The 19,598-nt window shown below is 58.0% G+C and carries 16 protein-coding genes; 4 read left to right on the top strand and 12 right to left on the bottom strand.

Annotated features, from left to right (window positions below):
• Positions 1 to 27: 27 nt before the first annotated feature.
• From kdsA to FS819_RS06630, 5 genes are all read right to left on the bottom strand, one after another.
• Positions 28 to 882 (bottom strand): 3-deoxy-8-phosphooctulonate synthase, encoded by an 855-nt coding sequence (gene kdsA, locus FS819_RS06650; RefSeq protein ID WP_156547822.1) that lies wholly within the window; start codon positions 880 to 882, stop codon positions 28 to 30.
• Positions 879 to 1,730 carry a VOC family protein gene (locus FS819_RS06645; RefSeq protein WP_156547823.1) on the bottom strand — a complete coding sequence of 284 codons (852 nt, stop codon included), beginning with the start codon at positions 1,728 to 1,730 and terminating at the stop codon, positions 879 to 881. The genes kdsA and FS819_RS06645 overlap by 4 nt, the downstream gene beginning before the upstream one ends.
• A gap of 28 nt (positions 1,731 to 1,758) precedes the next feature.
• Complete coding sequence (locus FS819_RS06640) at positions 1,759 to 2,439, bottom strand: hypothetical protein (RefSeq protein ID WP_156547824.1); 681 nt, start codon at positions 2,437 to 2,439, stop codon at positions 1,759 to 1,761.
• A 99-nt stretch (positions 2,440 to 2,538) separates the two neighbouring features.
• Complete coding sequence (locus FS819_RS06635) at positions 2,539 to 3,759, bottom strand: amidohydrolase family protein (RefSeq protein WP_156547825.1); 1,221 nt, start codon at positions 3,757 to 3,759, stop codon at positions 2,539 to 2,541.
• 101 nt (positions 3,760 to 3,860) lie between these two features.
• Positions 3,861 to 5,060: an amidohydrolase gene (locus tag FS819_RS06630; protein ID WP_156547826.1), complete on the bottom strand. Its 1,200-nt coding sequence runs from the start codon at positions 5,058 to 5,060 to the stop codon at positions 3,861 to 3,863.
• Positions 5,061 to 5,295: 235 nt separating this feature from the next.
• Here FS819_RS06630 and FS819_RS06625 point away from each other — a divergent pair, with 235 nt between their 5' ends.
• A complete protein-coding gene (locus tag FS819_RS06625) occupies positions 5,296 to 6,849 on the top strand; it encodes a gamma-glutamyltransferase family protein (RefSeq protein ID WP_156547923.1) in 1,554 nt (517 codons plus the stop codon).
• A gap of 427 nt (positions 6,850 to 7,276) precedes the next feature.
• Here the strand turns inward: FS819_RS06625 and uvrB are convergent, their stop codons facing one another.
• Together uvrB and FS819_RS06615 are read right to left on the bottom strand one after the other, a co-directional pair.
• Positions 7,277 to 10,282, bottom strand: a complete 3,006-nt coding sequence (gene uvrB / locus FS819_RS06620; protein ID WP_156547827.1) for an excinuclease ABC subunit UvrB — start codon at positions 10,280 to 10,282, stop codon at positions 7,277 to 7,279.
• A 140-nt stretch (positions 10,283 to 10,422) separates the two neighbouring features.
• On the bottom strand, positions 10,423 to 12,360 hold the full coding sequence (locus FS819_RS06615; RefSeq protein ID WP_156547828.1) for a putative bifunctional diguanylate cyclase/phosphodiesterase: 1,938 nt from the start codon (positions 12,358 to 12,360) through the stop codon (positions 10,423 to 10,425).
• A gap of 348 nt (positions 12,361 to 12,708) precedes the next feature.
• Here FS819_RS06615 and FS819_RS06610 point away from each other — a divergent pair, with 348 nt between their 5' ends.
• Positions 12,709 to 13,062, top strand: a complete 354-nt coding sequence (locus FS819_RS06610; RefSeq protein WP_156547829.1) for a VOC family protein — start codon at positions 12,709 to 12,711, stop codon at positions 13,060 to 13,062.
• A 117-nt stretch (positions 13,063 to 13,179) separates the two neighbouring features.
• Here the strand turns inward: FS819_RS06610 and ccoP are convergent, their stop codons facing one another.
• From ccoP to ccoN, 4 genes are read right to left on the bottom strand one after another with little or no spacing between them, the layout of a single operon-like run.
• Positions 13,180 to 14,043 carry a cytochrome-c oxidase, cbb3-type subunit III gene (gene ccoP / locus FS819_RS06605; protein WP_156547830.1) on the bottom strand — a complete coding sequence of 288 codons (864 nt, stop codon included), beginning with the start codon at positions 14,041 to 14,043 and terminating at the stop codon, positions 13,180 to 13,182.
• A 2-nt stretch (positions 14,044 to 14,045) separates the two neighbouring features.
• Positions 14,046 to 14,207, bottom strand: coding sequence for a cbb3-type cytochrome c oxidase subunit 3 (locus tag FS819_RS06600; protein WP_156547831.1), 162 nt, complete (start codon positions 14,205 to 14,207; stop codon positions 14,046 to 14,048).
• 10 nt (positions 14,208 to 14,217) lie between these two features.
• Positions 14,218 to 14,949: a cytochrome-c oxidase, cbb3-type subunit II gene (gene ccoO / locus FS819_RS06595; protein WP_070150883.1), complete on the bottom strand. Its 732-nt coding sequence runs from the start codon at positions 14,947 to 14,949 to the stop codon at positions 14,218 to 14,220.
• A 10-nt stretch (positions 14,950 to 14,959) separates the two neighbouring features.
• Complete coding sequence (gene ccoN, locus FS819_RS06590) at positions 14,960 to 16,600, bottom strand: cytochrome-c oxidase, cbb3-type subunit I (protein WP_070165108.1); 1,641 nt, start codon at positions 16,598 to 16,600, stop codon at positions 14,960 to 14,962.
• An 88-nt stretch (positions 16,601 to 16,688) separates the two neighbouring features.
• Between ccoN and FS819_RS06585 the strand changes: the two genes are divergently transcribed.
• Positions 16,689 to 16,838: a hypothetical protein gene (locus tag FS819_RS06585; protein WP_156547832.1), complete on the top strand. Its 150-nt coding sequence runs from the start codon at positions 16,689 to 16,691 to the stop codon at positions 16,836 to 16,838.
• A gap of 489 nt (positions 16,839 to 17,327) precedes the next feature.
• Positions 17,328 to 17,834 carry a hemerythrin domain-containing protein gene (locus tag FS819_RS06580; RefSeq protein ID WP_156547833.1) on the top strand — a complete coding sequence of 169 codons (507 nt, stop codon included), beginning with the start codon at positions 17,328 to 17,330 and terminating at the stop codon, positions 17,832 to 17,834.
• A 157-nt stretch (positions 17,835 to 17,991) separates the two neighbouring features.
• Here the strand turns inward: FS819_RS06580 and FS819_RS06575 are convergent, their stop codons facing one another.
• Positions 17,992 to 19,368, bottom strand: coding sequence for a class II 3-deoxy-7-phosphoheptulonate synthase (locus FS819_RS06575; RefSeq protein ID WP_070150888.1), 1,377 nt, complete (start codon positions 19,366 to 19,368; stop codon positions 17,992 to 17,994).
• Positions 19,369 to 19,598: the final 230 nt, after the last annotated feature.

Genomic DNA, 19,598 nt, shown 5'->3' with positions numbered 1-19,598 from the left:
TTGAAAATTACAATGACATGGTCCAGGTCAGGCGGCCTTGGTGACGGCGTCAAACGCCAGCAGCTTTTCCAGCAAGCGCTCAAGGTCCTTCAGATAAACCATATTGGGACCGTCAGACGGCGCATTGTCAGGGTCCTGATGCGACTCGATGAAGAGACCCGCGACGCCAACCGCCACGGCGGCGCGTGCCAGTGTTTCCACGAATTCGCGCTGGCCACCGGTCGAGCCGCCCTGCCCGCCCGGCTGCTGCACCGAGTGTGTGGCATCGAAGATCACCGGCGCACCCATGCCTGCCATGATCGGCAGCGAGCGCATGTCGGAGACCAGCGTGTTATAGCCGAAGGAAGCGCCGCGCTCGCAGAGCATGACATTGGGGTTGCCGGACAGCGTGATCTTTTCCATCACGTTCTTCATGTCCCAAGGCGCTAGAAACTGGCCCTTCTTGACATTGATCGCCCGGCCCGTTTTTGCCGCAGCCACCAGAAGATCGGTCTGGCGGCACAGAAAAGCAGGGATCTGCAACACATCAACCACTTCAGCCACCTCGGCGCACTGGTCTTCGCTGTGAATGTCAGTCAGGACAGGAAAGCCGAATTCCTTTTTAAGGTCAGAGAAGATCGCCAGACCCTGCTCGATGCCAATGCCCCGCCCGGCCTTCAGCGAGGTGCGGTTTGCCTTATCGAAAGAGGATTTGTAGACGAGGCCAATGCCGAGTTTGTCGCAGATTTCCTTGATCGAGCCCGCCATCATGAAAGCGTGCTCGCGGCTTTCCATCTGGCAGGGACCGCAGATCAGCGAAATTTTCGCACTGTTGGAGAAGGAGACCGTCTTGGCGCCTTCGCCAATGGTGACGGTTGCATTCGGCAGGGCAGAAGCGGTCATGGCGTATTCTCCTCAAACAGAAAGGCAACGCCCTGTCCGGGCGCGGCCGGGACGGTAATGCCGCCCGCTAGTCTCTCATGGGCAACGCCATTAGCAGCCAGAACCGCCGCTGTCACCTCAAGATCGGCAACCGTAAACACCAGCGCCTCCGCCACCAGGGCCTTGTTCTTCGTCTCGCCGGAAATGATTTCCATCGACAGATTGGCGGCGTCGAAGGCCAATCCATTGGTGGTTTCTCTGGCTGCTACGCCCAATATGGTTTGTAACCAACTGGCATAAAGCGCTGGCTTCGGCGCATAGAAAAACACCCGCGTCAAACCGATGACGCCATTGGCATGGGTTTCGAGTGCTTTCCTGTCAGCAGGCAACGGATTGACCCGCTCGCATGTGAATAGAAAAAAAGGCTCAACCTCCCGCGCTGAAAAGGCAAGGTGAAAGCGCGCAACAGTCTCGCTCCCATCCGGCAGGCGCATCGGCCTTGAAAATTCCAGCATGTCGCCACCTGTCATGCCGGCTGCGACAAAGGCCGCGTGATCCGCCTTGGCGTCCTGCGATGCGGTGACAACAGCCGAAAGACCCTGGCTGTACATCTGCCTGAAGGTGCGATCACGCGCGATGAAGACATTGCCCTTGGCAATGGCGGCGTCCACAGCCTCATGGTCGCTGATCGCCAGCGGTTCCAGATAGATCCCATCGGCCAGAAATAGGCAGGCATTGACCGTGCCGAACGGATGGCGCCCATCCGGCGCGACCGTAAAGCCAAGAGCGGTCAGGCGGCTTCTCGCCGCCTCCAGCGTTACCACTGGCAGCACCAGATGATCGACTAGACGGACATTTGTATTCGACATGCTAAAAACTCACTGTGGAGCGGTTATATTAGTTGGTATCGAGCTTCGGCGGCGTAAAATCAAGCAGGTCGCGGCGATAGGTTTCCACCACCATACTGATCGGCGTTCCATCCGGCACACTCAGCAATGCCTTGTGCTGAAGAACATAGTCGGGCACCGACAAGGAATTGCCACTGGCCGGTGGCAACGCGCCGCCCATTTCCCATCCGTCCGGCAGCGGCTTCCACAACAGCTCGGCAGACATCGTGTGCCGCTGGAAATGCAGCGGCTGCACCACACGGCCAAACGCACCGTCCGTCGTGTCGAGCACTTTGTTCATGTCATCCGTCAGCCGGGCCGGTACATACCAGTTGTCGGCTTCAGACAGGATACGATCGCCGCATTTCAGCCGTACCCGACGATAGCCGACCTTATCGCCATCCGCGACCTTGAGGGCGGCGCGGATCTCACCCGTGGCGGGCTTGTCGACATCCTTTACCCGCTCGGCAACAATTTTTGCTCCATCCGCCAGCTTGTGGGTGCTGCACCAGCGGTCCAGCGTCAGCGTGGCACTGTCATGGCTCAGCAGGTCGGCATTCAGCGTTTGCAATACGGCCAATGCCTGTAACCGCGACACGGGCGTATCCGGCCAGGAGGCGGGCGTGGCAGCAAGGCTCAGGGAAGAAACGGTCATGGCAGCAACCACAGCTGGCAGGAATAAAAAACGCATGCAAGCTCCTGAAATAGAAGGAAAAACCCTAATGGAGAGTCGGGCGGACATCAGCATGAAAACATGACGGAGAGATGACCGCATTCCAACATTTCGATGTCACCGATAGAGCTGCGGCGGCTTGCGCTCGAAGGTCTTTACCCCGCTTTTCCAACCTGTCACCGCAGGCGCAATCGTCGCCACGGCCTCGGCACCGGAGGTGGCATCAAACAGGACAAGATCAGCCGCAGCCCCGACCTTCAGCTGTTCATCCAGCCCCATCAGCCGGGCTGGAAAACGGGTGATCATCTCGAAGACCTGGTTCAGATCCGCAGGCGTCGCCAGTTGGGCAACATTGGCGTAGAGATTGGCCATGCGCATCAGCGAGACATCGCCGAACGGCGTAAACGGGTTGAGGACATTATTGGTCGAGATGGTGACGTTCACCCCCTGGCGCGCCAGAAGATGCGCGGGTGCAATGCCCCTTGGACACAAGTGATCGATATCCCGACCGGTCAGGAAAAGATCGGTAGCGGGCAGAACCGTCACGGTAATACCCGCTTCGGCCAATTGCTTTGCCACCCGCTCCACTTCGTCGGGAGAAATAGCGGAAAGCTTGGTGACATGGCCAACAGACACTTTGCCTTGGTAACCCCGCGCCAACGTCTGGGCAATCACCGTCGGCAGGTTGGACCCGGAAGGATCGAGATCGAAATCGAGGTGGAAATCGACAGGTATATCGAAGCGCTGGGCCAGCTCGAAAATTCGGGAAATATGCTCGGCGGGCCTTGGATCGGTGTAAGGGCAGCCACCAATCAAATCGGCTCCTTGCGACAAGGCGATTTCCAGCATCCGCTGGGTTTCCGGCTCATTGGTCAAGCCTTCCTGAGCAAAGGCGCAGATTTCGATATCGATCAGATGGGCGTAATCGGCCTTCAGCTTGCGGATCGCCGAAAATGACCGGAAACCGGCGCGCGGATCGATTTCGACGAAGGTCCTGATCCGGGTCGTGCCGTGCACAATGGCCCGGTCCACGACATCGGCGGCGCGGGTATAGACATCTTCCTCGGTAAAGGCCTGCTTGGCTTTCGAGGTCTCCGACACAGCTTCCGCCAGTGTTCCGCTACACACCCGGCAGCGCCCGATGATCCCTGCCTTGTCGAGATGCAGGTGGGTTTCGATCAACCCGGCGCAGACCAACCGGCCCGCCGCATCCTCCTGCGGCGCATCGCAACGGAAATCCGGCTCCAGCGCAACAATCCGCCCCGCCTCGAAGGCGATGTCCAGCGGCTGCGCCGACATCGGCAGCCTGGCGCGGCGCAACACGAAATCAATCGCCATGCGTTTTCATTCCCCTCTTTGGCTGACAATCATCCAGCCACCGTCTCTGCCGCATGAAATCTCTTTCTATCCGCAAACGATATCCCATGGATGAGCGACCGTCACAAGGCGACGAGATTACCGTTGCTGGCAATCAGCACACCCGCCTTGAACACCATGCGCTCCATCGGGCGCGCCGCCACGGCTTCGGCAATCGAGGCGACTGGCAGGATGATAAAATCGGCTGGGCTCCCTTTGCCGAGGGCCGCACTGCTGCGCCCCAAAACCTCAGCCGAGAGCGTACTGACCAGCGCGAAGGCATGTTCAAGATCGGCATCGGCGCGGAAGTTCTGCCGGTCACAGAGAATGCTGGCCCGCTCCAGGAGATCGCCATTGCCGAGCGGCGACCAGGCATCGCGGATGTTGTCATTGCCGGAAAACACCCGCACGCCCGCAGCCTTCAGCCGCTTGATCGGCGGCATGCTGGTATCGCCAGGACCGGTGGTCATGATCGCCACATCGGCGCGCGCCAGCGCTTCCGCCGTGCGCCCGAAATCCATATCATCCAGCGCGCCCAGGCAATAGGCATGGCTGACGGCGCATTTGCCATGAAGACCATGCGCCAAAGCCCGTTTGGCGATCTGGCGGATTTCGAACGCGCCGAGCGGACCCGGATCGTGAAGATGCAGATCCACCCCGACGCCATGCCGTCCGGCGATGGCAAAAATTGCGTTCAGATGACCGGTAATGTCATCGTCTATTCCGGCTGGGTCGAGACCACCGATCAGATCCGCACCCGCCTTGACCGCCTGCTCCAGCAGATCGGCAGTGCCGGGATCGGCCAAGACGCCGGACTGCGGAAACGCCACCGTCTGAATATCGACCAGATGACCATGGCTTTGCTTGAGGGACAGGATAGCTTCCAGCCCGGCCAATCCGACTTCCGTATCGATATCGGCATGGCTACGGCAGGTAACGGTGCCATAGGTGGCCATCTTCTCCAGCAGCTTGCCGCCACGCACCTCGACCGGCAAGGGCAGCGAGCGACGGAGCGCCTTTTCTGCCCGGATTCGCTCTGCGACCGAGCCTCCGGGAATATGGGCAATGAACGGCATGCCGATCAGCGTCTTATCCAGATGCACATGACCATCGACCAGGCCCGGCAGGACCAGACCGCCGCGCGCGTCGATCCGCGGCTTTTCCGTTGAAACACCCTCACCCACCGCCGCGCCGATAGCGGCAATTGTAGACCCGGCAATAACGATATCGACCGGCTCACCGAGACCATTGCGGGCATTGAAAACGACGAGGGTGGCGCTCATGGAAAGATCGACTTTCAAACAGACGGGCAATCAAACAGGCGGAATGCGGGCCGGATCATGCCGTATTTCCTGGCCGGACACGAGGTTTAAAGCAAAGTCAGGATTGCGGTAATTTGGTGTTCCGTGTCAGGCTTGGACTTAATTATTCCCCGCCTCTTGCCGGAACGTATCCATGCCCTCTTCATCTCATATCATTTCCCCAACGACATACGCTGCGTCCGGCCCTGACACTGGAATGGTCACCAGCCCGCATCCGCTGGCAAGCGCTGCCGGATTGGCTGTTCTGGAGCGCGGCGGCACGGCAGCGGAAGCGTCCATCGCCATGGCCAGCACCATTGCCGTCGTCTACCCGCATTTCTGCGGCCTGGGCGGCGACTCGGTCTGGATTATGGCCGATCGGCAGGGCCGCCAGACCTGTTTCCTGGGAATCGGTCAAGCAGCGTTGGAACTGCCGGATTTTACCAGTGACAGTATTCCACTGCGCGGCCCGCTTTCAACCCTCACCACCGCTGCCACCGTCGATGCCTGGGAGGCCGTTCACCGCTATTCCACTGAGTATTGGGGTGGCAAACAGGCGTTTGGCGATCTGTTGCAGGATGCCATTCATCATGCGCAACACGGGTTTCCGGTCAGCCTCTCGCAAGGCTTCTGGCTCGATATGCGTAAGGACATGCTTGCCGACTGGCCAGGCTTCATCAACCTGTTTTTCAACAATGGACGACCCTTTGCCTTGGGAGAGATCTTCCGCCAGCCAGCGCTTGCCCGCTCCCTGGAGAATATTGCCAGCCATGGGGCGCGCAGTTTTTACCAAGGCACGCTTGCCCAGCGCATCGCCGAGGGGCTTCGGGCAGTCGGGTCGCCAATCACTCTTGCCGATCTGGCAGCAACACGCACCCGGCAGGTGGAACCGGCGCGTCTATCCTATCGCGGGTTGGAGCTTCTAGCGCCGCCGCCGCCGACACAAGGGATCTCCACTCTTGCGATCATGGGCATTCTCCAGCATTTCGACCTGTCCACCCTCACTCCCGGCAGTGCGCAGCATCTGCATCTGGTCGTAGAGGCGGTAAAACAGGCTTTCCTGACCCGCAACCGGATCGCCGACCCGGATTTTGCCGATCAACCCGTGCAGGAATGGCTATCGGCAGAACAATTGCAGCAGGCCGCCAGGGCCATCAATACAGACCACGCGCTGGCCTGGCCGCATCCCTACCGAACCGGGGACACAGTGTTCTTCGGCGCGACTGACGCTGCGGGCCAAAGCGTCAGCACGCTGCAAAGCACCTATTTCGATTGGGGCAGCGGCGTTGTCGTCGGCGATACCGGCATTCTCTGGCAAAACCGGGGAGCGGCTTTCTCCCTCGATCCGCAAAGCCCCAATTGCCTGCAATCGGGAAAAAGACCCTTCTATACCCTCAACCCCGGACTTGCCCTGCGCGACGGCAAACCGGCGCTGATCTACGGCACCCAGGGTGCAGACGGCCAGCCGCAGACCCTGGCCATGCTGCTGACACGGCTGATCGATTATGCGCAGCCTCCCGCCCAGGCGCTGGCCGGACCGCGATTTCTCCTGGGAAAGACGTTTTCCGATAGCCGCGACAGTTTGAAAATTGAGGCAGACTGCGGCCAGGCGGTGCTCGATACCCTGGCCGATCTCGGTCATCAGCTGGCACCCATTGAGCCGCAAAGTCCAATCGCGGGCCAGGCAGGTGCCATCACCATCGCCCCGGATGGCAGCCTGACAGGCGCCCATGACCCACGCGGCGAGGGTGTGGCGCTAGCCGCGTGTTGACCAATTGCATAGGGTCACTAGGTTTTATACGAACGATCATTGATCGGTGATCGTTCGTCTTCCTTTACTCAAGTCGATGATTCATCTGAGCGTTTGCACCATTCTGAAAGTGGGAATGCAGCAGCATCTTCGAGACTTGGAATGGGAGAGCCTGACAAGGCTTTGGGACGGAGTTGCGAAAACGGCTGTTGCGTAAGCAAGATCCTATAGCATCGAACCGGTTTCGGTTTTTAAACGATGCTATAGGATACCCAACCGAAAAAGGGGGGCGTTTTTCGGTTGGGTCGTGTTTTCATCCATCTGGAGATGTGTCAACGATTTTTACGTTTTCTAACAAAATTCCGAGAATTTCAGTGTCTCGCAGAAACAGTGAAACTCTCTATCTATTTGTTTTTACGCATTTTCGGACGAACAAGCCGAGCCCAACCTACCGCCCCGGCTTACCGGTCTTTCCCTTGGTGCGTGTCTTGCGTTTCTGATCTCCAGCATCTTCGTAGGAACCGGCCCCGGATTTGGCGCGGATAATCGGACGGGGATCGTCCGTTTTAACATCGCCGCTTTTCGAGCTGGGCTTGTCAGGAAGCTTGCCGGGAACAGGCTTTTCCGTCCGACCGACCGTCATTTCATCCAGGCTGTTCTTGCGAAACAGCGGCTTGGCCGTGTCCGTGCCGGGGCCCATATCATCCAGGGATGGTTTGGCGAAATAGGAGCCGTTGTCAGTGGATTCCTGACGGGAATCGTCTGCTGCAACGCCAGCGGACTGGCCGGACACGGCTTGTTCTTGCGCCCGGGCAGCGGCCTTTTCGCCGGGATCACCCATGCTGGCCAGCTCGACCTCCTTCAAACGCTTGATTTCGTCGCGCAAACGAGCGGCGGTTTCGAAATCGAGGTCGGCGGCGGCATCGCGCATCTGTTTTTCCAGCGCCGAAAGATGGGCCTGGAGATTGTTGCCGACCAGATGACCACCGGCGGCAAAGCCCTTGCCGCTCGCCCCGGAAATGTCGGCGCGGACATGGTCGCGCTCGTAGACCGAATCGAGAATGTCGGAAATCTTCGCCTTGACCGATTCCGGCGTGATGCCGTGTTCAAGATTGTAAGCCACCTGCTTTTCCCGGCGACGCGACGTTTCGTCCATGGCGCGCCGCATGGAGCCAGTGATCTGGTCGGCGTAGAGAATGACCTTGCCATCGACATTACGCGCCGCGCGGCCAATCGTCTGGATCAGCGAAGTCTCGGAGCGCAGGAAGCCTTCCTTGTCGGCATCGAGAATGGCGACGAAGCCGCATTCGGGAATGTCCAGACCTTCGCGCAGCAGGTTGATACCAACCAGCACGTCGAAGGCGCCGAGCCTGAGATCGCGCAGGATTTCGATGCGTTCCAGCGTGTCGATATCCGAATGCATATAGCGCACCCGCACACCCTGCTCGTGCAGATATTCCGTCAGATCCTCGGCCATGCGCTTGGTCAGCACCGTCACCAGCGTACGGTAGCCCTTCAGCGAGGTTTCCTTGATCTCACCCAGCACGTCATCGACCTGGGTCTTGGCGGAGCGCACTTCGACCGGCGGATCGATCAGGCCGGTCGGGCGAATGACCTGCTCGGCAAACACGCCGCCCGACTGTTCGAGTTCCCAACTGCCGGGTGTCGCCGAGACCGCGACGGTCGGCGGACGCATGGCGTCCCATTCCTCAAATCGCAATGGCCGGTTGTCCATGCAGGACGGCAGCCGGAAGCCATATTCGGCCAGCGTCGCCTTTCGCCTGAAGTCGCCGCGATACATGCCGCCAATCTGGCTGACGGAGACATGGCTTTCATCGATGAACAGCAAGGCGTTATCGGGAATATATTCGAACAGGGTCGGCGGCGGCTCACCGGGCGCACGGCCCGTCAGGTAGCGGGAGTAGTTTTCGATGCCCGCGCAGGAGCCAGTCGCTTCCATCATTTCGATATCGTAGCGGGTGCGCTGCTCCAGCCTTTGCGCCTCCAGCAGACGTCCGCCCTTTTCCAGCTCGGCCAGCCGCTGCTTCAACTCCTCCTTGATTGCTTTGATCGCCCCGTTCAGCGTCGGGCGCGGCGTGACATAGTGCGAATTGGCATAGATCTTCACCGATTTCATATCGCCGGTCTTATGGCCGGTCAGAGGATCGAATTCTGTAATCGCATCGATCTCGTCGCCGAACATCGAAATGCGCCAGGCGGCATCCTCCAAGTGGGCGGGGAAGATTTCAATCGTATCGCCCCGCACCCGGAAAGAACCACGCACGAAATTGATATCCTGCCGCTTGTATTGCTGCGCCACGAGGTCGGCCAGCAATTGCCGCTGGTCGATCCGGTCGCCGACCGACATCTGGAAGGTCATGGCCGTATAGGTTTCAACCGAGCCGATACCGTAGATGCAGGACACCGAGGCGACGATGATACAATCGTCCCGTTCCAGGATAGCGCGGGTGGCGGCGTGGCGCATCCGGTCGATCTGTTCGTTGATCGAGCTTTCCTTCTCGATAAACGTATCGGAGCGCGGCACATAGGCTTCCGGCTGATAGTAATCATAGTAGGAAACGAAATATTCCACCGCATTGTCGGGGAAGAAATGTTTGAATTCCGAATAAAGCTGGGCCGCCAGCGTCTTGTTCGGCGCCAGAATCACCGCTGGCCGCTGGGTCGCCTCGATCACCTTGGCCATGGTGAAGGTCTTGCCGGAACCAGTCACACCGAGCAGAACCTGACTGCGCTCCCCGGCGTCGATACCTTCCACCAGATCCTTGATTGCCGTTGGCTGATCGCCCGCAGGCTCGTAATCCGACACCATGCGGATCGGGATACCACCTTCGGATTTTTCCGGCCGGGCTGGGCGATGTGGCGCCCAGATCTTACCGCCCTTGAACAGCGGATTGCCGCTTTCGATCAGCGCCGACAGCGCCTCTACTGTCGCCGTCACAGCGCCTGGTGCAAGGCTCTGCGCCTCTTCAAGCGAGGTATCCATGCCAGACACCGGGTTGAGACCGGCAGCGGCGCGCGTGGCCGGATCGGATGACGCGCCAATGGATACGCCGCGTGAGGTGCGCATGGCGCTGCCGCCGTCTTCGCTCTTGGCCTTGGCAGTGCGACCGGCCTTTACGGGTTCGGCGGCCTCAGTCTTGCGGCCCGTGCTCTTCTCAAGCGCAATCTTTTCGGCATGCCTGCGCGCTTCGATCTCGATCTTCTTGCGGTGCTTGCCAGCCTTGGAAGCGAGTTCCCTTTGGCTTTCGATGCCCCCCGCTTCCGCTTGCGCTTCCAGCTGCTTCACCCAATCTGCGACACTCCCGCTCAAGGGCGCTCCTTCAAAAGCTGCCTGCGGTGACTCTTCAAACCCAGCAGCATACGGCGATCCTGCCTCATCCTGCGATGGGTTGTCATTGTTACGGACGGGAGATTTTTTCGGAGATCTGGCCATGGTCCGAATATGGATAAGACCGCAGTCAAAGTGAAGTGCGCCAGACGAAAATCAGAACAAAAAAGCAACAATTTCGCTAAAGTTTTTATCCCTTGGCATTCTCGGAAAAACCAAGGGCTCATGTCCCTGACTGGCCTCCCTCAGGCCACGGCGCGCCGTGATTTTTTCTCACTCAGTTGCTTTTTTTTAAAATCGAGCCACTTGGGCAGCATATCGGCGGGCATAGGCCGGGAGAAATAATAGCCCTGGCCAATCGTGCAGCCGATTTCGGTCAATGTCCTGGCATCTGCTACCGTTTCTACGCCCTCCGCCACGATATCGACACCCAGTGCGCGGCCGAGACCGACCAGGGCGACAACAAGCGCCTTGTTCTTTGGAGAATTACTGATACCGGTGACGAAACTGCGATCGATCTTCAACCGGGTAATCTTCAGGCTGATCAAATAGGCCAAGGACGAGTATCCCATGCCGAAATCATCCACCGTCAGCTTGTAGCCGCTGTTTTCAAGCCGGGTCAGTTGTTCGCCCGCGACCGCCGGATCCAGAATGGTTTCCTCGGTAATCTCCACTTCCAGGAGATTGCGATTGACGCCATAGGCAGCGGTCATCCGGTCGAGCATGACAGATACGTCATAGAGCGCAAATTCACGCGGTGAGACGTTCAAGGCAACAGCCGTCTCCGGCATGCCAAGCTCTTTCAGCCTGTTGAGCAGTTGGCAGATATTTTCTGTCACGAAACCGGTCAGCGCCTCACACATCTGCATGGCCTGGGCGGCGTTGACGATTTCAGGCGGAGCAATCGCCCCGAACTCCGGATGGAACCAGCGGACCAGCGCCTCGAAGCCGACGACCTTGCCCGTCGCTAGATCGACCTGTGGCTGGAACCAGGTCTCGAGCGCACTGTCGCGGAGGGCCGTTGGCAGATCCTGCTCGATACGCCGTTGGCGATCGATGCGCTGTTTGATCTGATGATCGAATTCCCGCAATTGACCGCGACCGTCCTGCTTGGCATCCGACAAAGCCATGCTGGCACAGGTAAACAGCCCGTCACCATCTTCCGCATGGTCGGGAAAAAACGCAATCCCGGCGCTCAAACCAGGACTGACCTGGGTGCCATGGACGGCAATCGGAACCATGGACGCGGCGATAACGGTCTCAGCAAGCGCCCGGCAATCCTGGCGCACGTCGCCGCTTCGCAACATGATGGCAAATTCATCACCGCTGATCCGAGCTGTGACCGCGTCACCGCCAGCGGCATTTTTCAACCTTTGCCCCAGGATCGCCAGAAACTGGTCTCCACCGCGATGACCAAAAGCATCGTTGATCAGCTTGAACCGATCGACATTGACCAATAACAGGCCAATTTCCCGGTTTCCGACTTTGGCAGCAGCAATTTCCCCCGCGAGCCGTCCATTGAAGTAGATCCTGTTGAACAGCCCCGTCACGGGATCACCGTTGGCCAGAACCTCCAGCCGCAAATTCTTGTGCTGAATATCCTCATTGGCAATGGTCAGCGATTGCGTCGCGGCCTGGCTCCTCAGCTTGGCCATTTCGCTATCCAGAAAGGTCCTGTCCGCCTTCAACAGCAGATGAGACATGAAAATGGCCAATACCATGAAATTAAACGTGGATACGGTCGCAATGATGCCGCCATGAATCGCGAAATTCCACGATATCGCTAAAATCATCGGAATACAGTAGCTGAAGGCGACCTGACTGGTGCCAGCCTGGCGGAACATGGCTGTCGCCACCAGACCGCCAATAACCACCAGAATACACGCATTACGGCCCAGCAGGTCCATATCGACCACCGCTGTCGGCAGTAGAGCCCAGACGATCCCTTGCAGACAAGCCGTGATGCACATCAGCCGAAGCACGTCATCCGGATTGGACGAGGCATAGTGACGGTGCTGCAGATGGCGCGACAATAGAAATCGAAATAGCGTTGCGACAGCCAGTGCCATCATCCAGCCGATAACGACGCTCACGTCGTTCGCCTCGGCCAGAAGCAGAATGGACGTGGATAGCCCAGCCATCACATTGTAAACTGCCGCCGCTCCACTGCCACGCAATGCCATGGACGCCCGCGCCTTATGGGCAGACGACAATAAAAATGCTTTTTGATCAGCAGTTTCTGAAAACAAGACTATCTCATTCTTCAAACTAGGCGCAATAATTGTTTTTTTCAGGGGCCTGCCGCTAAGATTGCGCTTTTCCGGTAAGAAATAATGAACAAGGCAGTTAAAAATTGCGAAACGCCTTACAATTAATCATCGCTAAAAAAGACGTGCGAAATATGCATCCTATGGATGCACTAAAGTTAACTTTAGCGTTATCACAGTTCTGCATAATTTTCACCTTAAACAGCAACCGATTTAAAGAGATTACGCAGCAGGAAAATACAATCCAAGGGGAGATGGTCGAGCATGACGCAACGGAACGATCAAATTGATTATATCGAATTCAACGTGCGCGACATTTCGGTCTCAAAACAATTCTACGCCACGGCCTTTCGCTGGTCCTTTACCGATTACGGACCGGATTATACCGAATTCAACGATGGTCGGCTGAAAGGTGGGTTTACCACGACCGCTCCGGTTTCGGCGACCGGCGGACCGCTGGTCATCCTGTTTGCCGATGATCTGGAAAAGGCCTTGAGCAGCGTGGAAAGCGCCGGCGGCACGATCACCCGCCCGATCTTTTCCTTTCCCGGCGGTCGGCGGTTCCACTTCCGCGACCTGGATGGCTATGAACTGGCGGTCTGGTCGGACAGTCTCTAATATCGGGCACAAAGCTGCAATTGGGATGATGCTGTACCTAGCCTGCCTTCGCCAAACCAGTCTTCATGCAAGACCAAAGGAGAGCCGCCGGAACTATTGAGCCCCGGCGGCTGTTTATCACTCGCCGCCGCCGAGTGAGTGAACGTAGACAGTCAATTCCTTGACTGTCGTATCGCCTAGACGCGCTGACCATCCCGGCATCACGCCATGCTTGGGATGGGACACCTGCTGGATGATCTCCTGTTCGCCTTTGACCTTCAGCCAAATGGCGTCACCGAGATTGGGCGCACCGAGATCGCGGTTGCCCTCAGCCTTTTCACCGTGGCAGGCAACACAATTGTCCATGAACACCTGCTTTCCGGGCGCAACCAATGCGTCGTTGGACGGCTTGCCCGTCAGGCTGACGACATAGGCGGAGACCTGGCGGATTTCTTCGGGCTTCAAAATGTCGGCAAAGGCCGGCATTTCCGACGCCCGGGTTTCCGGATCGCTCGTGTAGCGAATACCGTGTTGCAGAGTGGTGTAAATGGCATCCACACTGCCGCCCCACAGCCAGTCATCATCGTTCAGGTTTGGATAGCCGGGGCCACCGGCCGCACCAGAACCGTGACAGGGGGTACAATTGACCTTGAAGGCCGCAGCACCGCCAGCGGTGGCGAATTCGGTCAGATCCTTGTCGGCCAGGATATCCTTGATCGGCAGGGCCGCGATCTTGTCGGTGAACACCGATTGCGCCGCCTTGGCCTCTGCAAGCTCGGCGGTGACTGCGGCACGGTTGGTATAACCGAACAGGCCCTTGGTATTGGTAGAGAGCATTGGCCAGGCCGGATAGACCACCGTATAGCCGATCGCCCAGACAATGGTAGCGTAGAAGGTATAGACCCACCAACGCGGCATCGGGTTGTTCAGCTCGCGGATGCCGTCCCATTCATGACCCGTGGTTTCGACACCGCTGATTTCGTCAATGTGTTTGTCAGACATGATCAGTCCTCCCGCAAGGGGATAGAGGCAGCATCTCCCGCCCGCTCTTTGGCGCCTGGACGAAAGACGAAGAGAATGGCGCCCGCGAAGAACAGCAGCATGGCGAGCATGCCCCAGCTGTCAGCGAAATGGCGCATGGCCGTATAGATTTCGGTTCCTTCCATGACGCCCTCCTCAACGGTAGCCGGTTGCGTCGTCATATTTGGTGAAGTCCACCAAAGTGCCGATCATTTGCAGGTAAGCGATCAGCGCGTCCATTTCGGACAGGACCGCCGGGTTGCCGTCGAAATCGCCGACTTTCGCCTTGGGATAGCGGGCCAGCAGTGCCGTGGTATCGGCATTCGGGTCCGCCTGGGCGGCCAGATCGGCCTTGGCATTATCGATCATGTCCTGGGTATAGGGCACGCCGACTTCGCTGTTGACCTTCAAGTCCATGGAGACGTTGGTGATCTTCAGCGGGGTCTCTTTCAGGAACGCATATTTCGGCATGATCGATTCCGGCACCACGGAACGCGGATCGCTCAGGTGCTGGACATGCCAATCGTTCGAATAACGATCCCCGACCCGGGCCAGATCCGGCCCGGTGCGCTTGGACCCCCATTGGAACGGATGGTCGTACATCGATTCCGCCGCCAGGGAGTAATGACCGTAACGTTCCACTTCGTCACGGAACGGACGGATCATCTGGCTGTGGCAGAGGTAACAGCCTTCGCGGATGTAGATGTCGCGACCGGCCAGCTCGAGCGGCGAGTAGGGCCGCATGCCCTCCACCTTTTCGATGGTGTTTTGCAGGTAGAACAGCGGCGCGATTTCGACGATGCCGCCTATCGCAACCACCAGCAGCGAACCCAAAAGCAGCAGGCTGGCATTTTTTTCGATGATCTTGTGTTTATCGAGAATGGACATGGTGCCCTCCTTACTCCGCCGGTTGCAGGACAGGCGCCATGGCCGAACCTGCAAGAGGCGCCTCGTTGCGCTGGTGGCCGAGAATGGTCATGGTGATGTTCCAGGCCATGACCAGGCTGCCGGCGAGATAGAGCCCGCCGCCGACGGCGCGCATGACATAGTAGGGGAACATGGCCTTGACGGTTTCCGCGAAGGAATAGACCAAGAAGCCCTGCGCATCGTATTCGCGCCACATCAGTCCCTGCTGGATACCGGCTACCCAGAGCACGGCGGCATAGACAACGATGCCGAGCGTGGCGAGCCAGAAGTGCCAGTTGACCATCCGCATCGAATAGAGGCGGTCACGGTGCCAGAGCTTGGGCGTCAGGTAGTAGATCGCGCCGAAGGTGATCATGCCAACCCAGCCGAGAGCGCCGGAGTGAACGTGACCAATGGTCCATTCGGTATAGTGGCTAAGCGAATTGACCGTCTTGATCGACATCATCGGGCCTTCGAAGGTCGACATACCGTAGAAGGCGATGGCCATCACCATCATTCGGATGATTGGATCGGTACGAATCTTGTCCCAGGCGCCCGAAAGCGTCATCAATCCGTTGATCATCCCGCCCCAGGACGGCATCCACAGCATGATCGAGAACACCATGCCCAGCGTCTGCGCCCAATCGGGCAGTGCGGTATAATGCAGGTGATGTGGACCGGCCCAGATATACATGAAGATCAGCGCCCAGAAGTGGATGATCGACAGCCGGTAGGAATAGACCGGGCGACCGGCCTGCTTGGGCACGAAATAGTACATCATGCCCAGGAAGCCCGCCGTCAGAAAGAAGCCGACGGCATTATGCCCGTACCACCATTGCGTCAGCGCATCCTGTACCCCTGAAAAAGCCGAGTAGCTCTTGACGCCGAGGAAGGAGACCGGGATCGCCAGATTGTTGACGATATGCAGCATGGCAATGGTGACAATGAAGGCCAAGTAGAACCAGTTGGCCACATAGATATGCGGCTCCTTGCGGGTCAGGATCGTGCCCAGGAAGGCGACGAGATAGGCGACCCAGACGATCGTCAGCCAGATATCGACATACCATTCCGGTTCCGCATATTCACGGCCCTGGGTGATCCCGAGCAGGTAACCGGTGGCAGCCATGACGATGAAGAAATTATAGCCCCAGAACACGAACCAGCCGAGCGTGCCGCCAAACAACCGGCTGCGACACGTGCGCTGCACCACATAAAACGATGTAATGATCAGTGCATTGCCGCCAAAGGCGAAAATCACGGCAGACGTGTGCAATGGCCGCAGCCGCCCGAAATTCAGCCAGGGGCCGAAATTCAGATCGGGAAAGGCCAGTTGCAGGGCGATGACCAGCCCGACAAGAAAGCCGATCACACCCCAGAACACCGTGGCGATGACACCATAGCGAATGACTTCGTCAAAATATTCAGACTTGGGTTGCGCCGCAGCCCGGCTGGAGAGGCCAGCAGCTGCCGGTGCAAACCGGATATGGCGCAGCATGACGACCGTGCCACCCAGGAGCACGAAAAAGGCCACCCACATATGGGCAGCAAACAGGCTGTCATAGGCGAAACCCGCCCCGAGCAGCGCGGCAAAGGCCAGAATGGCCAAAACCATGGTTTCGAAAGTATAATTCATTGTTGGCATCCCCCAACGGCTTTGTGTCGGCACGGCCCTTCCCTAAGGGAAGGGTTCCGCCCTGATTTGTGGTTTGCGCAGTCGCTCCATGAAAAAAGCCATTCCGTTGCCGGGACGTTTTTCTGACAGCGCCAGAGTATTTCCAGCAAAAGTACGTAAAAACAGCGAGATAGAGCGTTTTGCATTTCGAGGAAAAGCAGTATTGCTCGCCGCGCCATGCCGCCTGCCGGATGGATAGACTTCTGCGTCGAGTCTCTGTTTGACATTCCGCAGCCTCTGCAACCTTGATTCAAATCAAGGCAGTCCATGCAAAGATGGCGATATATGAAGGACGGCAATGGCATTGTGTCGCAGGCATCGGACATCCGATGCGGAGACATTGCGAACCGGCAGTTGCGGCGAAACACCGGAGGGTCTGAAAGGGTCTCTGGCGTTTCCTAAGTGACCCTTTCAGTGCGTGTTATGCATCCTGATCGGGAAACGGTCTTCAAGGCGGGATTTTTCTTGGCCTTGCACGATGCCGCATTGCCATGTTCAGAGCCCGGCGCTGTGAACGACAACCATGGCTCTTTGGAAATGGCCCTGGCACTTCATTTCCGGACATCTCAAGCCTTTGATGCATTTGAGATATTCGGCATTCATGCAGGGCGAAGATGTGGCTCACGCCTTCGCGCTTGTCAATAACGCCCTACGCATGTGCCGGGCCGGCAATAGAAGGAGATGCGGAATGCAGAGCAATTTGGACAAGACGGGTTTTCCGAAGACCAGAGATGCTCGGCCCCTTGCTTTGCCGCCGTGTGAGACCAGTCTGGAATGGCTGAATCATGCCCATGGGGAGCAAATGGCGCTGTGCGCCGAACTGGAAGAGATCGCCGATTCTCTGCCGAACACTATCAACCGGCAGAAATGCATCTACGCGGCCAAGGCGCTAACCCCGCTGATCAAGGGCGTCCATCACTATGAGGAAAGCATCCTGTTTCCCTGGCTCGAAACATCGACACGCAGCAGCGTCGGCATGCATGAGACGCTGAACCGGTTGCGCTTCGAGCATTGCGAAGATGAGTGTTTTGCCGAGGAACTGACAGATGCCCTGCTGAAACTCGGCAGCGGTGGCGAAGTCAACATGGAGGCCGTGGGCTATATGCTGCGTGGCTTCTTTGAAGGGCTGCGACGCCATATCGCCTTCGAGAGAGAACACATTCTCTGCCAGATCGGCGAAACCCAGCGGTCCTGACGGCTAAGCTTTTGCCGTTGATCACAACGGTGACTGTGCCGCTCTCTTCGGTCAATAAAAAACCCGTCACCCCATGAACTACCCCCGGAAAGGTTGATGTCCAACTTCCGGGGGCAGTTCATTTGCTATGACGGGTTTTTGATGTGAGCCGAAACGATCAGGCCCCGACGGATCTCAGCCGCTTCTCGTCGCGTCCGCCCTTCATGCGCTCGGCCAGAAGGAAGGCCAGTTCCAACGCCTGGTCCGCATTGAGACGCGGGTCGCAATGGGTATGGTAGCGATCCTGCAAATCCTCAGCAGAAACGGCACGTGCGCCGCCGGTGCATTCGGTGACATCGTTGCCGGTCATCTCGATATGGATACCACCAGGATGCGAGCCTTCGGCCCGGTGGATTTGGAAGAAGCTTTCCACTTCCGACAGGACACGGTCGAAGGGCCGGGTCTTGTAGTGGTTGAGCGTGATGGTGTTGCCATGCATCGGATCGCAGGACCATACGACCTTGCGCCCTTCCCGCTCTACCGCGCGGATCAGGCGCGGCAGATGATCGGCAACCTTGTCGTGGCCAAAACGGCAGATCAGCGTCAGACGACCCGCTTCATTCTGCGGATTGAGAATGTCGATCAGGTTGAGAAGATCGTCAGCCTGAAGCGACGGGCCGCATTTGAGACCCAGCGGGTTCTTGATGCCGCGGCAATATTCGATATGGGCGTGATCTGCCTGACGGGTACGGTCGCCGATCCAGATCATGTGGCCTGATGTGGCGTAATGATCGCCAGATGTCGAATCGACGCGGGTCAGTGCCTCTTCATAGCCGAGAAGCAGCGCTTCATGGCTGGTGAAGAAATCGGTTTCGCGCAGGCTGGCATTGGTTTCCGCCGTGATGCCGACCGCCTTCATGAAATCCATGGTCTCGGAAATCCGGTCGGCCAGCTTGCGGTAACGCTCGGCCTGCGGGCTGTCCTTGACGAAGCCCAGCATCCATTGATGAACGTTTTCGAGATTGGCATAGCCACCCATGGCGAAAGCGCGCAGCAAGTTCAACGTCGCGGCTGACTGGCGATAGGCCATCAACTGACGATGCGGATCGGGAACACGAGACTCTTCGGTGAAATCGATGCCATTGATGATATCGCCGCGATAGCTCGGCAACTCGACATCGCCTTGACGTTCGAAATCCGACGAGCGCGGCTTGGCGAACTGGCCAGCGATCCGGCCGACCTTGACGACCGGAAGCTGGGCGCCAAAGGTCAGGACAACGGCCATCTGCAGGAAGGCGCGGAAGAAGTCGCGGATCGTGTCGGCGCCGTGTTCGGCAAAGCTTTCGGCACAATCGCCGCCCTGAAGCAGGAAGCCATTGCCATCAGCCACATTGGCAAGTGCCTTTTTCAACCGGCGCGCTTCACCAGCAAAGACCAACGGCGGATAGGTCGCCAACTTTTTCTCTGCTGCGGCCAATGCGGCCTGGTCCGGATAGGCCGGAGCCTGCTTGATCGGCTTCTGCCTCCAGCTCGTCGGGGTCCAATTCTGCGCCATCGTCTTCACCTAAACAAAACGCGGCCATGCCTACGGGCCGCTCGGATTGGCGGCTTATAAACGCTTAATGGAAGCTTGAAAAGCAATACCTTGCTGTCAAATTGGCCTTCGATAGGTGAAAACCACTCTGGAAGGATTTTGGACAACAGGGAAGCAGTAACTGCCTCCCTGTATATTGAAGGGGACCGGTGGTTTTCACAGTCTGTTCACGAATTGCTGTTGGCGTGGCG

The sequence above is a fragment of the Allorhizobium sp. Av2 genome (assembly GCF_021462805.2).
GTDB classification, from domain to species: Bacteria; Pseudomonadota; Alphaproteobacteria; order Rhizobiales; family Rhizobiaceae; genus Allorhizobium; species Allorhizobium vitis_G.
This window is presented reverse-complemented; position numbering and strand designations above follow the sequence as displayed.